This is a genomic window from Pseudomonas sp. NPDC089407, from assembly GCF_044900445.1.
Lineage (GTDB): Bacteria > Pseudomonadota > Gammaproteobacteria > Pseudomonadales > Pseudomonadaceae > Aquipseudomonas.
The window spans coordinates 151260-166231 of record NZ_JBJDNB010000002.1 but is presented as its reverse complement, the minus strand read 5'-3'; the positions used below and the strand labels follow the sequence as shown (position 1 = coordinate 166231).

Sequence of the window (14972 nt, the reverse complement as noted above, 5' to 3'; positions counted from 1 at the left end):
GCAGCGTCCTTAGTGGTCATGGTGCAGGTACTCGGCCTGTTTCGGCAGGCGCAGGCTGAACAGGAAGGCAATCGCCATCATCGCGGTCACGTACCAGTAGAAGGTATTTTCCATGCCCAGGGTCTTCAACCCCAGGGCCACGTATTCGGCCGAACCGCCGAAGGCCGCGTTGGCCACCGCATAGGCCAGGCCCACACCCAGCGCGCGTACCTGCGGCGGGAACATCTCGGCCTTCACCAGGCCGCTGATCGAGGTGTAGAAACTGACAATGCACAGTGCCAGGGTAATCAGCACGAAGGCCATGAACGGGCTGGTCACGGTTTTCAGCGCCATCAGCAGCGGCACGGTGAACAGCGTGCCCAGGGCGCCGAACAGCAGCATCGAGTTACGCCGACCAATGCGGTCGGACAGCATGCCGAAGAACGGCTGCAACACCATGAACAGGAACAGCGCACCGGTCATCACGTAGCTGGCGTTCTTCGCCGTCATGCCGGCCGTGTTCACCAGGTACTTCTGCATGTAGGTGGTGAAGGTGTAGAAGATCAGCGAGCCGCCTGCGGTGTAGCCCAGTACTGTGATGAACGCCGCCGTGTGGTTGCGGAACAAGCCGCCGATCGAGCCGGCATCCTTGTCGTTGCGGGTTTCGGCGCTGCTGGTTTCGTGCAGCGAACGGCGCAGCATCAGCGAGATCAGCGCAGCGATGGCACCCACCACGAACGGGATGCGCCAGCCCCAGGCGCGCAGTTCATCTTCGGTCAGCAGTTGCTGCAATATCACCACCACCAGTACCGCCAGCAACTGGCCGCCGATCAGGGTCACGTACTGGAACGAGGCAAAGAAGCCGCGCTGGCCGCGCAGGGCCACCTCGCTCATGTAGGTAGCGGTGGTGCCGTACTCGCCACCCACCGACAGGCCCTGGATCAGGCGCGCCAGCAACAGCAGCGCCGGGGCCCAGGTGCCAATGCTGGCGTAGGTGGGCAGGCAGGCGATCATCAGCGAGCCGAAGCACATCATCAGCACCGAGATCATCAGGGAGTTCTTGCGACCATGGCGGTCAGCGAGGCGGCCGAAGATCCAGCCACCAATGGGGCGCATCAGGAAGCCTGCGGCGAATACGCCCGCCGTGTTCAACAGCTGCACGGTAGGGTCGTCGGAGGGGAAGAAGGCCGGGGCGAAGTAGATGGCGCAGAAGGCGTAGACATAGAAGTCGAACCATTCCACCAGGTTGCCCGAAGAAGCACCAACGATAGCGAAGATGCGTTTGCTGCGCTCTTCGCCGGTGTAATAGGTTGAGGTCATGGTGAAATTACTCCTGAAGGGTCACAGGTAATTCTAGACACACCTGGTAACACCTCGTTCCGCTTTGAGGCTGGCAACTGGCCTTGGGTCGTAAGTGCCGGCCTCTTCGCGGGACAAGCCCGCTCCCACAGGTTCCCGTTGTGCAGTGGGCAACGATCATCCTGTGGGAGCGGGTTTGTCCCGCGAAGAGGCCGGTACAGGTCAAACCCGTTCGATAGCCAGCGCCAAGCCTTGGCCAACGCCCACACACATGGTCGCCAGGCCTTTACGCCTACCGCTCTTCTCCAGCTGGTGCAGCGCCGTCAGTACCAGGCGCGCACCACTCATGCCCAGCGGGTGGCCCAGGGCGATTGCGCCGCCATTCGGGTTTACCTGCGGCGCATCGTCGGCCACCCCCAGCTCGCGCAGCACCGCCAAACCTTGGCTGGCGAACGCTTCGTTAAGCTCGATCACATCGAAGTCATTTACCGCCACACCCAGGCGCTCGGTCAGCTTGCGCACCGCCGGCACCGGGCCGATGCCCATCACCCGTGGTGCAACGCCGCCACTGGCCATGCCGAGCACACGGGCACGCGGTGTCAGGCCATGTTTCTTCACCGCTTCGGCCGAGGCCAGGATCAACGCAGCGGCACCGTCATTCACGCCCGAGGCGTTGCCGGCAGTGACAGTCTTGTCCGGGCCGTTGACCGGTTTGAGCCTGGTCAGCGCTTCGAGGGTGGTTTCCGGGCGCAGGTGCTCGTCACGCTCGACGATGATCTCGCCTTTCTTATGGGCAATACGCACCGGCACGATTTCTTCGGCGAAAAAGCCGGCGGCCTGTGCGGCGGCGGCCTTCTGCTGGCTGCGCAGGGCGAAGGCGTCCTGGTCAGCGCGCGAAACCTGGTAATCGTCAGCCACGTTGTCAGCGGTTTCCGGCATGGAATCCACGCCGTACTGGCGCTTCATCAGCGGGTTGATGAAACGCCAGCCAATGGTGGTGTCTTCCAGCTTCATGTTGCGCGAATAGCCGCTTTCGGCCTTGCCCATGACGAACGGCGCACGCGACATCGACTCGACGCCGCCGGCAATCGCCAGCTCCATTTCACCGCTGGCGATAGCGCGGAAGGCGGTGCCGATGGCATCCATGCCCGAGGCGCACAGGCGGTTCAGGGTCACACCGGGGATGCTCTCTGGCAGGCCCGCCAGCAGCAGCGCCATGCGTGCCACGTTGCGGTTGTCTTCACCAGCCTGGTTGGCGCAGCCGAAGAACACCTCGTCAACCTGGTCCCATTGCACGCTGGGGTTACGCTCGATCAGCGCTTTCAGCGGCACAGCGGCCAGGTCGTCGGCCCGCACACCGGCCAAGGCACCGCCAAAGCGGCCGATCGGGGTACGGATGGCGTCACAGATGAATACGTCGCGCATTAAGCTTCTCCTGCGGTACGGGCTTCGAGGTCACGCAGGGCGGACGGCTCGACTTCAGTGGTTCGGGGGTGGTCTGCTGGAGGCTACTGGTCAGGGTGCTTCAGTAAGCTCAGATTAAGGAGAGTGGCAGCTCGCTTACAATCCGATAATCGACTATTTGGGCGATTATCGAACTATTTGTTAGATTCCTATCTACCCCCTTCACTGCCTGTACGGGCTTCATCCGGCAAGCCAGCTCCCACAATAACTGCACAAGTCTCAAAGGGTGCGCTGTACCTGTGGGAGCTAGCTTGCCGGCGATGAGGCCGTTGCGTCAGGTCGCGTCCGCGTGGCTTACCAGCCCCTTCACGATCACGCCCACAGTCGCCAGCGCCGCCGGCACCAGCAGCGCCGTCAGCACCTGCTCGAAGTTCCAGCCAAGGCCCAGCAACGTCGCGCCACTCCAGGCCCCGAGAATCGCGCCAAAGCGGCCGATGCCCAGCATCCACGATACACCCGTGGCACGGCCCTGGGTCGGGTAGAAGCGTGCCGCCAGCGATGGCATTGCCGACTGCGCGCCGTTCACGCACATGCCGGCGACCAGCACCAGCGTAGCCAGCACGGTAATGTTGCCCAGGCTCTGCCCTACGGCGTAGGCGAACACGCCGGCCAGCAGGTAGAAAATGCCGATCACCTTGTGCGGGTTGAAGCGGTCCATGGCCCAACCCACAAAAACCGCACTCAGCACACCACCGAACTGGAACAACGCGCCGATGAACGCGGCCTGCTCCATGCTCGCGCCACTGTCGCGCATCAGGGTTGGCAACCAGCTGGTCAGCAGGTAGACGATCACCAGCCCCATGAAGTAGGTCAGCCACAGCAGCACCGTGCCCAGGCCATAGGTGCCCGAGAAGATCACCGCGAACACGTTGCGGGCGGCCACGGCCTTTTGTTCCGGCACGCTGAAGCTACCTGCCTCGGCCACCACCTGCGGCGCAATCGGCGACAGGGTCTTGCGAATCTTGTCGGTACCACGGTTGCGTACCACCAGGAAGCGTGCCGACTCCGGCAGCCAGACCATCAGCACCAATGCCAGCAACAGCGGCAGCACGCCACCAATCACCAGCAGGCTATGCCAGCCGTAGGCAGGGATCATTTTGGCGGAAATGAAGCCACCACCGGCCATGCCCAGGTTAAAACCGCAGAACATGCTGGTTACCAGTAGCGACTTCAGGCGCTCCGGTGTGTATTCGGACAGTAACGTGGTGGCATTGGGCATGCCGGCGCCAAGGCCCAGGCCGGTCAGGAAACGCAGTACCAGCAACTGGTCGACGTTGGTGGCATAGGCCGAGGCCAGGCTAAAGCCGCCAAACACCAGTACCGCGCCCACCAGCACGCCCTTGCGGCCGAAACGGTCGGCCAACGGCCCGGAGCCCAGAGCGCCGAACACCATGCCGATCAAGGCAGCACTCATGACCGGGCCAAGGCTGGCGCGGTCGATACCCCACTCCTGCGACAGGGCCGGGGCGATGAAGCCCATGGCAGCAGTATCCAGGCCGTCAAGGAAGACGATCAGAAAGCACAACAGCACGACCCGCCACTGATAGCGAGACAACGGCTGCTGATTGATGAACGACTGAACGTCGAGGCTTTTGCCGACGTTGGATTGCGCTTGGTTCATTGTTGTTATCCAGAATGAGGGGCACAGCCAGGCCACTGCACACGGTTTACCGGTACAAATTGGCAATGATTGGGGGTATGGCCTGTGTCAGCCTGGATACAACTGGACTGCGTGCGGGTGCGGCCGCGGCAGCGAAGGGACAGTATGCATGGTAAGTGCCTCTTATGTTTTTCTTGTTCGGTCGGCACAGCCGACCGTTGCGAGAGACATTAATCAGCGGGCGCAGGTGAAGCAATTCACCGGGAGCGACACTGTGCGTTTATCGCACAGGAAACGGTTTTGCCTGTTCAATATTTGAATGGGGGCGCTGTGCGCCCCAATCGCCGGCAAGCCAGCTCCCACAGGTGGTGTACAGGTTTCAGGCCTTGTGCTTTACCTGTGGGAGTTCGGCTTGCCGACGATTGGGCCTCACAGCGGCCCAGGCAATCTCAACCAAACAACTGATGGCAAAGGTCGCGACTGGCCGCCAGCAAAATCGGCAGGAAGCGCTGCTCCAGTTCGCTGCGCGTCACCCGCCCAACGTGGGTACTCACGTTCAACGCCGCCAGCACCTGCCCCGAAGCGTCATACACCGGCACCGCAATCGAGCGCAGCCCCTGCTCCAGCTCCTGGTCCACCACGCACCAGCCTTGGGCGCGCACCTGCTGGATGCAGGCGAACAATGATTCAGGGTCGTGCAGGGTACGGCTGGTGCGCGCCTTCAGGTCGGCACGGTCCAGGTACTCACGCAGGCTGGTGTCGTCCAGGGCCGCCAGCAGGATACGCCCCATCGACGTGCAATAGGCCGGCAGCCGCCCGCCCACCGACAGGTCAACCGAAATCAGCCGCTCCACCGTGGCCGAACGGGCTATATAAAGGATGTCATCACCTTCAAGGGTGGCCATGTTGGCCGCCTCGTGCAGCTGGTCGCTGATGCGGTCCAGGTAAGGCTGGGCCGAAATGGCCAGTGGCGTCGATGACAGGTAGGCATGCCCCAGCGTCAGCACCTTGGGCAGCAGTGAGTAGGTACGCCCGTCTGTGGTGGCATACCCCAGTTTGATCAGCGTATGCAGACACCGGCGCACCGCTGCGCGGGGAATTTCCGTGCGGTGGCTGATCTGGGCGATGGTCAGGTGGCGCTTGCGCTCCTGGAAGGCCTGGATCACCGCCAGGCCACGGGCCAGGGAGGTCATGAAGTCCGGGTCGCCGGTAAAAGCCTGAATGCGCTTGGCCGGGGAGGCCACGATCGGCGGTGCCATGGCAGCCGAAGCAGGTCGTGCCGCCTCCGGGTTGGCGGAATCGTTGCCCTGGGTTTCGTCACTCATCGCACACCTCAAAAAAAACGCCGGTTCGTGCGATTATCGAACAAACGGCCGATAATCGCAATTGACCGCCGACACGTTTGCTTATACATTTCTCCTGCCACTTGTGGCTTCTTTGGAGAGACTGGTCAGGTACCCACCGTAGAAGTCCCCAGGCAACGGCCTCGCCTTTGGCGAGGCCGTTTTTCATTCCCGCCCCGCCCTCGACATTGCGGCGAACTTTTATCCGCCAAGCCTTTCAAACTTGTACGAAAGGTCGAAATTGTTTATAGGCACATTTCACAACTTGCGTCAGAGGGTGTCAGGGTTGGGTAAATAACCCTGTTCGGCGAATTATCGGTTGCTATAATCGGTTGCGTAGGCCCCGACGTTACTGCGGTAACGAACCTTCCGCTGTATCAAACTGTTGCGGCCGGCAAAGCCTGTGCATGCTGCACAGCACCTAACTATTAGTCATTACACTTCATTCAGGTACTGCATGTGACGAAAGATGAACTGCGCGCAGAACTCGAGCGCCAGGCTGAACGTTACAAGGATGTTTACGGTGGCGAAGTCACCACTTACGCCGCCCAACCGGATCCGGAACGCAAACCTTGGCGCAAACGTGCCAGCGTGCGCGACCAATCGTTCAGCCAGGAACTGGAACGGATGGAAAAGGAACTGCGCAGCGATACGCCCTGACCCACAGGGCCACGCGAGCGCGTCGTCGCCCGGCCAGCCCGGGCGCGGTCGATCTTTACCGCCAGGCCGAAGGTGAAATGGAATTTCACAAATTTCATACAACCGTTTGAACGACAGCGAAACGGCTTCAACACAGCTTTTATGCCTGGTTTCACTGACTTTTGCGCTTTTTAGGCGACATTTTCCTACGTCGATACGTCTCCACGCGAGCTGCATCATCGCCATGAAGATTGCCATCGGTCTATAGCAGGTGCATCGATTGCCAAGGTTTTCTGGCATAATCCCGCCCCCCTATGACCGCCAGACAACCTTCATGATCGATTTATTCAGCGGACTGGATGCCTGGGTGTTGGTGAGCCTGCTGCTCGCCTTGACCTTCGTGCTCGCCTTCGAGTTCATCAATGGCTTTCATGACACCGCAAACGCGGTAGCAACCGTCATCTATACCAAAGCCATGCCACCGCACCTCGCCGTCTTCTTCTCCGGCGTGTTCAACTTCCTTGGCGTTCTGCTCGGTGGTGTCGGGGTGGCCTATGCCATCGTTCACCTGTTGCCGGTAGAGCTGCTGATCAATGTGAACACCGGGCACGGCCTGGCCATGGTCTTCTCGCTGTTGGCTGCGGCCATCACCTGGAACCTTGGCACCTGGTACTTTGGTATTCCCGCGTCCAGCTCGCACACGCTGATCGGCTCCATTCTGGGTGTCGGCCTGGCCAACGCGCTGATCAACGACATCCCGCTGGGCGACGGCGTCAACTGGCAGAAGGCGATCGACATCGCCATGTCGCTGGTGGTCTCGCCGATGGCTGGCTTCGCTGTTGCCGCCCTGGTCCTGATCGGCCTGAAATGGTGGCGCCCGCTGTCGAAGATGCACAAAACCCCTGACCAGCGTCGCAAGCTCGACGACAAGAAGCACCCGCCGTTCTGGAACCGTCTGGTCCTGGTGGTTTCCGCCATGGGCGTAAGCTTCGTGCACGGCTCCAACGACGGCCAGAAAGGCATCGGCCTGATCATGCTGGTGCTGATCGGCATCGTCCCGGCCAAGTTCGTCCTCGACCTGAACAGCACCACCTACCAGATCGAGCGCACCCGCGACGCCACCCTGCACATGAGCCAGTTCTACCAGCGCAACGCCGCCACACTGGGCGAGTTCCTGGCACTGGGCAAGGCCAAGGCCAGCGACCTGCCGGAGCAGTTCAGCTGCAACCCACAGCAGACCGAGCCGACCATTGCCGCCCTGCAAACCTCGCTGCAAGGCGTGACCGACTACCACAGCCTGGACGCCGACAAGCGCGTTGAAGTGCGCCGCTACTTGTTGTGCCTGGATGACACGGCGAAGAAAGTAGGCAAGCTGCCAGGCCTGGACGCCCGTGAAAAGGCCGACCTGGAAAAGCTGCGCAAAGACCTTACCGCCACCACTGAATACGCCCCGTTCTGGGTGATCGTGGCCGTCGCCCTGGCCTTGGGCCTGGGCACCATGGTGGGCTGGAAGCGTGTGGTGCTGACCGTAGGCGAGAAGATCGGCAAGCAAGGCATGACCTATGCCCAGGGCATGTCGGCACAAATCACCGCAGCCTGCGCCATCGGCCTGGCCAACGTGTTCGCCCTGCCGGTATCGACTACCCACGTACTGTCGTCCGGCGTTGCCGGCACCATGGTCGCCAACAAAAGTGGCCTGCAAGGCGGCACCGTCAAGACCATCCTGATGGCCTGGGTGCTCACCCTGCCAGCCTCGATGGGCCTGGCGGCCGGCCTGTTCTGGCTGGCGTCCAAAGCCATTGGCTGAGCGACACCGCAAATAGAAAAAGGCGCCTCCGGGGGCGCCTTTTTTCATGTCTGTGAAAAACCGCTTCTTGTAGGAGGGGCCCGTGCTAGCCAAGAGGGTCACTACTTTTTCTTGCCCCCCAACAACGACCCCATCAACCCACGCACCAACTGCCGCCCCAGCTGATTAGCTGCCTGGCGCACCGCCGATTTGATCGCCTGCCCCGCCGCACTCTGCAGGAATTCACCGGCTTTGTCGGCAAAGCTCTCTTCATCCGCCTTCGGTTGCGGCGCCGGCTCTACCGCCTCACCTTTACGCTGGGTGAGCATTTCATAGGCCGATTCACGGTCCACCGGCTTGTCATAGCGCCCGGCCAACGGCGAAGCCGTAATCAGCGCACTGCGCTCAGCCGCACTCAACGGCCCGATCCGCGACTGCGGCGGTGCCACCAGCACCCGCTGAACCATGGCCGGCGTGCCCTTCTCTTCCAGCGTTCCCACCAACGCCTCGCCAATCCCGAGTTCGGTCAGCACCGCCAGGGTGTCGAATGCCGGGTTGGGGCGAAAGCCATCAGCCACGGCGCGCAGCGACTTCTGCTCCTTGGCAGTAAACGCCCGCAAGCCGTGCTGAATGCGCAAACCCAGCTGGGCCAACACCGCATCTGGCAAATCGCCAGGCGACTGGGTAACGAAGTACACGCCAACCCCCTTGGAGCGGATCAGCCGCACTACTTGCTCCAGGCGCTCCTGCAGCGCTTTGGGTGTACCGTTGAACAGCAGGTGCGCCTCATCGAAAAACAACGCCAGCACCGGTTTGTCGGCATCGCCGCGTTCAGGCAGCTGTTCGAACAACTCCGCCAGCAGCCACAACAGGAAGGTCGCGTACACCTTGGGGGCTTCATGCACCAGCCGGCTGGCATCGAGCAGGTGGATCCGGCCGCGGCCATCCGGGTCCGGGCGTAGCAGGTCTTCCAGCTGCAATGCCGGCTCGCCGAACAACGCCTCGGCGCCCTGTTGCTCCAGCGTCGCCAGCCGGCGCAGCAGGGCCTGGGTGGATGCCGTGGTCATCAGCGCACTGTCTTCACCGAGCAGTAGCGGGTTGTCCTTCAGGTGCGCGAGCAGCGCCTTGAGGTCCTTGAGGTCCAGCAACAACAGGCCCTCACGGTCGGCCACCTTGAACGCGGCATACAGCGCCGCCTGCTGGCTGTCGGTCAGTTCCAGCAAGTTGCCCAGCAGCAACGGCCCCATCTCGCTAAGGGTGGTGCGCAGCGGGTGGCCAGACTGCCCGGCGATATCCCACACGCTGACCGGGTAGCCCCGCGGCGTATGCGCCAGCCATGGCATGCCGGCAATACGCTCGGCGACCTTGCCCTGCGGCGCACCGGCAGCGCCCAAACCGCAGAGGTCGCCTTTGACATCGGCGGCGAACACTGCCACCCCGGCATCACTGAACACCTCCGCCAGCCGCTGCAGGGTGACGGTCTTGCCAGTCCCCGTCGCCCCTGCCACCAGGCCGTGGCGGTTGGCCAGCCGCATTGCTTGCCCGACGGGCTGGCCATCAGGGCCTGCGCCTACAACGATGGTGGAATTTTCCGACATCTCTTAATCCTCTGCTCAAGCTTTAGCTTAATTCGGCCGATACCTTTGGGTCATATTCGCCTTAATAGAGAGGAACAACCGAAAAGGGACTTTTCGGGATGTTGCACTGCCTTGCGGCTCTACGCGTGCGAACGCCTGATATAAAACCTTAGCGGAACCGATTACGCCATGAACAAAAGCCTTCGTTTCAGCCACAAGATTCTTTTGGCGGCTTCACTGATCGTGATACTCGCCTTCAGCCTTTTCACCCTCTACAACGATTACCTCCAGCGTAATGCGATCCGCGAGGACCTGGAAAACTATCTGGCTGAAATGGGCACCTCCACTTCGACCAACATCCGCAACCTGTTCGAAGGGCGTATCAAACTGGTGGAAAACCTGGCGCAGAACATTGCCCAGAGCCCGGCTAATGCTGAAACCCTCATGGGCCAGAATGCGCTGATTTCCAGTTTCCTCACTGTTTACCTGGGCAAGGTCGATGGCGGCTTCAGCGTGCGCCCAGATTCGAAAATGCCCGATGGCTATGACCCGCGCACCCGGCCCTGGTACAGAGATGGCATGAATGCCAGCGGGGCAACCCTGACCGAGCCGTACATCGACATGACCACCAACAAGATGGTCATCGGCATCCTCAGCAAGGTCTCCAGCAGTGTCGGCGTGGTGGGCGGCGACCTGGCACTGGACGGCCTGGTGCAAATCATCAACTCGCTGAACTTCGGTGGCATGGGCTACGCCTTCCTGGTCAACGACCAGGGCAAGATTCTGGTGCACCCGGACAAAGACCTGGTGATGAAGTCGCTGTCGGACCTGTTCCCGCAACACACCCCGAAGCTTTCCAGCGAGCTGACCGAAGTGCAGAGCGATGGCCAGGCCCGCTTGCTGAGCTTCACCCCGATCAGCGGCCTGCCGTCGGCCAACTGGTACATCGGCCTGTCGGTGGACAAGGACAAGGCCTTCTCGATGCTCAGCACCTTCCGCACCTCGGCGGTGATCGCCACGGTCGTGGCGGTGGTGATCATCATCGGCCTGCTTGGCCTGCTGATCCGCGTACTGATGCAGCCGTTGCACACCATGACCCGTGCCATGGAAGACATCGCCGAAGGTGAAGGCGACCTGACCAAGCGCCTGCGCATTCACAACCACGACGAATTCGGCATCCTCGGCAACGCCTTCAACCGCTTCGTCGAGCGCATCCATGGCAGCATCCGCGAAGTGTCCTCGGCCACCGAGCAGGTCAACGAAGTCGCCTTGCGGGTGATCAGCGCCTCGAATTCGTCGATGACCAACTCCGACGAGCAGTCCAACCGCACCAACAGCGTGGCCGCCGCCATCAACGAGCTGGGCGCCGCCGCCCAGGAAATTGCCGGTAACGCCGCCCAGGCTTCGCAGCACGCCAGCTCCGCACGCCTGCTGGCCGAAGAAGGCCAGCAAGTGGTCGAGCGCAACATTGCCGCGATGAACCGCCTGTCGGACCTGATCGTCACCTCCAGCGAGCACATCGAAACCCTGAACAGCAAGACCGTGAACATCGGCCAGATCCTTGAAGTGATCACCAGCATCTCCCAGCAGACCAACCTGCTGGCGCTGAACGCCGCCATCGAAGCGGCCCGCGCCGGTGAAGCCGGGCGTGGTTTTGCCGTGGTTGCCGATGAAGTGCGCAACCTGGCACACCGCACCCAGGAGTCGGCGCAGCAGGTGCAGACCATGATCGAAGAACTGCAGGTGGGCGCCCGCGATTCGGTCGAGACCATGGACCAGAGCCAGCGTCACAGCCAGGACAGCGTGCAGATCGCCAACCAGGCCGGTGAGCGCCTGGACAGCGTGACTGTGCGCATCGGCGAGATCGACGGCATGAACCAGTCGGTCGCCACCGCCACGGAGGAGCAGACCGCCGTGGTCGAGGCAATCAACATGGACATCAACGAAATCAACATGCTCAACCAGGAAGGTGTGGAGAACTTGCAAGCGACCTTGCGGGCGTGCTCCGACCTGGAGAAGCAGGCTGGCCGCCTGAAGCATCTGGTGGGCAGTTTCCGTATCTGACAGTCAGGCCGAGTCGCTTGCTTCGCGGGTAAACCCGCTCCTACCGGTTTACGTTATCCCCTGTAGGAGCGGGTTTACCCGCGAACAAGCCAGCACCACTCTCCAGCGTTACACCGCCACCCAACTCCGATCGAACAAACTATTCTTCTGAAAGGTCAACCTTTAGGCGCGTCATCGCCGGCAAGTTACCGCTTGATGACACACCCGAAGACGATCCCGGAGGGATGCTGATCGTGCACATCGCCGACATCACCATGTTCTACGCCCCGGCCAGCGGTGGCGTACGTACCTATCTTGATGCCAAACATCACCGTCTCGAAGCCATCCAGGGTGTACGCCACAGCCTGTTGATTCCCGGTGCCAGCGCCCACAACGCCGATGGTATCTACCACGTGCCGGCGCCCCCCTTGCCGTTCGGCAAAGGCTATCGCTTTCCGGTACGCCTGGCCCCCTGGTGCAAGACACTGCGCACGCTCAAGCCCGACCTTATCGAAGTCGGCGACCCCTACCTGACGGCCTGGGCGGCGCTGGAGGCGCGGCGCCAGCTCGACGTGCCGGTCATCGGTTTCTATCATTCGGACCTGCCGTTGCTGGTCAGCAACCGCATGGGCAACTGGTTTAAGCCGAATGTAGAGGCCTATGTCAGCAAGCTGTACGGCAATTTCGACCGGGTGCTGGCCCCCAGCCAGGTCATGGCCGACAAGCTGCGCCGCCTGGGTGTGCGTGACGTGCACGTACAGCGCCTTGGCGTAGACCTGGCCACCTTCAACCCCGCACGGCGCGACCCACGCCTGCGCGCCGAACTGGGCATTGCCGACACCAGCCGCCTGCTGATCTATGCCGGCCGAGGCTCGCGGGAAAAGAACCTGCCGGTGCTGCTCGACTGCATACAACAGCTTGGCAGCCCCTACCATTTGTTGCTGGTGGGCTCGAACATGCCGGCCAACGTGCCGAACAACGTCAGCGTGATCGACCACTTCTGCCCTGCCCCAGAGGTCGCGCGGTTCATGGCCAGCGCCGACCTGCTGGTGCATGCGGGCGATCAGGAAACCTTCGGCCTGGTCATTCTCGAAGCCATGGCCAGCGCCACACCGGTGGTAGCCGTGCGCGCCGGTGCCTTTGGCGAAATCATCAACGAACAGTGCGGCCGCCTGTGCGCGCCCAACGATGGCCGCGCCATGGCAGCGGCCGTACGCGAGGCGTTCGAGGCCGGTACACGCAAACTCGGTGTGCAGGCCCGGCACCACGTGGAGCAGCACTACGCGTGGGACAACGTGGTCAACGGCCTGCTGCAGCACTACCAGGCCGTGCTGGGTCACCAGCCACAGGTACGCGCCCATGCTTGAGCCACTGCCGCCATCGCGCAGCCTGATGCTGGTGCTGCACGATGTCGCGCCCGAGACCTGGCCCGACTACCAGCCCTTTGTCCAGGCCGTCGACGCCATCGGCGGCGTACCCATGACCTGGCTGGTGGTGCCGGACTTTCACCAGCGCAACCCGCTGCTGCGCTCACCGGCTTTCTGCCGCCTACTGGAACGGCGCCTGGCCCAAGGAGACGAGCTGGCCCTGCACGGCTATTACCATGCCGACAATGGCCCGCCACCCCGTACGCCCGGTGAATACTTCATGCGCCGCATCTACACCCATGAAGGCGAGTTCTTCGGCCTCGACCGGCAACAGGCGTTGCAGCGCCTGGAGCACGGCCTGGCGCTGTTCGACCAGCAGGGTTGGCCGGTGGCAGGCTTCGTCGCGCCGGCCTGGTTGATGAGCGAAGGCACCCGCCAGGCGCTGCGCAGCCTGCCGCTGCGTTACACCAGCACGCCGCAGCACCTGTACCGCCTGCCCGACTTCACGGCCATCAAGGCACCGGGGCTGGTGTGGAGCGCCCGCAGTGCCTGGCGCCGTGGGATGTCGCGGGTACTGTGCGACTGGCAATGCCGGCGCTGGCACAACGCCGAGACGCTGCGCCTGGGCCTGCACCCGGTGGACATGCGCCATCGCACCTCCCGCGAGTACTGGCTGAACACCTTGCGCACCCTGCTGGCACAAGGCCGTGAGCCACTGACCAAATCGGCCTGGCTGGACCGCCAGGCGAACGCATGAACCGCCTGGCCTGGCTTGGCCTGGCACTGCTCGGCGCGGTGCTGGTACCCACCCTGCTGGGTGGCAGCGAGCTGCTGCCCAGGCTGAAAGGCTTCGAGCCCGGCCTGCTGCTGACGCTGTTGGGCATGATCCTGCTGTGCTGGGTGATCAATGCCATCCGCCTGCGCCTGCTGCTCGGCCAGCAAGGTGAAAGGCTTGGGCGCATGCGTAGCCTGGGCGTGGTGATGGCCACCGAATTCGCCATTTGCACCACGCCCGGCGGTAGCGGCGGCCCGTTGACCCTCATGGCTCTGCTTGCGCGTGAACGCATCGGCCCGGCGCACAGTGGCGCCGTGTTCGCCATGGACCAGCTCAACGACTTGCTGTTCTTCTTCTGCGCCATGCTGGCGATTGCCGGCTATGCGCTGTTCCACAGCCTGGGTCGCAGCCAGGAAAGCATGCTACTGGGCAGTGCATTGCTGCTGTGCACGGCGCTGGCCGGGGTAATCGGCCTGATGCGCTATCGACGCGTGGTGATGCGCGTAAATGGCAAGCTGCTGCAGCGGGTGGGCGTCGGCAGGCAGCGCCAACGGCGTTGGGCACGCAAGGTGCTGCATTTCATCGACGCGCTGGCGCAAACCTGGCGCCTGCCCAAACGCACGCTGGCAATGGTGTTCACCTTGACCTGTGCGCACTGGAGCTTGCGCTACAGCGTGTTGTACCTGGTATTGCGCGGGCTGGGCGTGAATTTGGCGTGGATCCCCAGCTTCCTGGTGCAGATGCTGTCACTCAGTGCTGGGCAGTTCAGCCTGCTGCCGGGTGGGGCGGGAGCCGCCGAGCTGACTTCGGCCAGCCTGCTGACGCCACTGGTGGGCAGTTCGACCGCCGCGGCGGCGATCCTGATATGGCGGGCGGTTACTTACTACTTTTATCTGCTCGCGGGTGGGCCGGTGTTCGTGTGCCTGCTGGCGCGTCCGCTGCTGGAGCGCTGGCGGCGTCAGGCGGGTTGAGCTGTTGCCAGAGTTCGGCGGCGCCGGGGAAGTCGGTGCCGTCGGTGTCGGCCAGGGCTTCGGGGTCGTAGCGGGCCAGGCAACCTTCGCCCAGGGTGGGTGGGGGTGAGGCGGTGGGTTGGTTGCGTT

At 62.6% G+C, this 14972-nt stretch carries 11 protein-coding genes and 1 pseudogene; 7 read left to right on the top strand and 5 right to left on the bottom strand.

The genetic code is table 11. The features are described 5' to 3' along the window. Window positions 1-9 precede the first annotated feature (9 nt). The 4 genes from ACI2KG_RS02735 to pcaR all read right to left on the bottom strand — a co-directional run bounded on the left by ACI2KG_RS02735 (window position 10) and on the right by pcaR (window position 5667). Window positions 10-1299, bottom strand: a complete 1290-nt coding sequence (locus ACI2KG_RS02735; RefSeq protein ID WP_404660692.1) for an MFS family transporter — start codon at window positions 1297-1299, stop codon at window positions 10-12. A gap of 201 nt (window positions 1300-1500) precedes the next feature. Then, window positions 1501-2703 (bottom strand): 3-oxoadipyl-CoA thiolase, encoded by a 1203-nt coding sequence (gene pcaF, locus ACI2KG_RS02730; RefSeq protein WP_404660691.1) that lies wholly within the window; start codon window positions 2701-2703, stop codon window positions 1501-1503. 313 nt (window positions 2704-3016) lie between these two features. Further along, complete coding sequence (locus ACI2KG_RS02725; RefSeq protein WP_404660690.1) at window positions 3017-4363, bottom strand: MFS transporter; 1347 nt, start codon at window positions 4361-4363, stop codon at window positions 3017-3019. A gap of 428 nt (window positions 4364-4791) precedes the next feature. Beyond that, window positions 4792-5667 (bottom strand): pca regulon transcriptional regulator PcaR, encoded by an 876-nt coding sequence (gene pcaR, locus ACI2KG_RS02720; RefSeq protein ID WP_400614666.1) that lies wholly within the window; start codon window positions 5665-5667, stop codon window positions 4792-4794. 477 nt (window positions 5668-6144) lie between these two features. Here pcaR and ACI2KG_RS02715 point away from each other — a divergent pair, with 477 nt between their 5' ends. Together ACI2KG_RS02715 and ACI2KG_RS02710 are read left to right on the top strand one after the other, a co-directional pair. Next, window positions 6145-6345, top strand: a complete 201-nt coding sequence (locus ACI2KG_RS02715; protein ID WP_201207269.1) for a hypothetical protein — start codon at window positions 6145-6147, stop codon at window positions 6343-6345. Window positions 6346-6658: 313 nt separating this feature from the next. Next, on the top strand, window positions 6659-8131 hold the full coding sequence (locus ACI2KG_RS02710) for an inorganic phosphate transporter (protein WP_400614664.1): 1473 nt from the start codon (window positions 6659-6661) through the stop codon (window positions 8129-8131). A 101-nt stretch (window positions 8132-8232) separates the two neighbouring features. Here ACI2KG_RS02710 and ACI2KG_RS02705 read toward each other — a convergent pair whose 3' ends face one another. Then, complete coding sequence (locus ACI2KG_RS02705) at window positions 8233-9708, bottom strand: helicase HerA-like domain-containing protein (protein WP_404660689.1); 1476 nt, start codon at window positions 9706-9708, stop codon at window positions 8233-8235. A gap of 168 nt (window positions 9709-9876) precedes the next feature. Between ACI2KG_RS02705 and ACI2KG_RS02700 the strand changes: the two are divergent. From ACI2KG_RS02700 to ACI2KG_RS02680, 5 genes and pseudogenes are all read left to right on the top strand, one after another. Beyond that, window positions 9877-10893 (top strand): annotated as a pseudogene (locus ACI2KG_RS02700) (cache domain-containing protein); the annotation flags it as partial. Between the two features lie 93 nt (window positions 10894-10986). Continuing rightward, complete coding sequence (locus ACI2KG_RS02695; RefSeq protein ID WP_400615057.1) at window positions 10987-11751, top strand: methyl-accepting chemotaxis protein; 765 nt, start codon at window positions 10987-10989, stop codon at window positions 11749-11751. 224 nt (window positions 11752-11975) lie between these two features. Continuing rightward, entirely contained in the window at window positions 11976-13097 is a 1122-nt protein-coding gene (locus ACI2KG_RS02690; RefSeq protein ID WP_404660688.1) for a glycosyltransferase family 4 protein, read from the top strand. Then, entirely contained in the window at window positions 13090-13854 is a 765-nt protein-coding gene (locus ACI2KG_RS02685) for a DUF2334 domain-containing protein (RefSeq protein ID WP_404660687.1), read from the top strand. The genes ACI2KG_RS02690 and ACI2KG_RS02685 overlap by 8 nt, the downstream gene beginning before the upstream one ends. Next, window positions 13851-14843: a lysylphosphatidylglycerol synthase transmembrane domain-containing protein gene (locus tag ACI2KG_RS02680; protein ID WP_404660686.1), complete on the top strand. Its 993-nt coding sequence runs from the start codon at window positions 13851-13853 to the stop codon at window positions 14841-14843. Before ACI2KG_RS02685 ends, ACI2KG_RS02680 begins: the two co-directional genes overlap by 4 nt. Window positions 14844-14972: the final 129 nt, after the last annotated feature.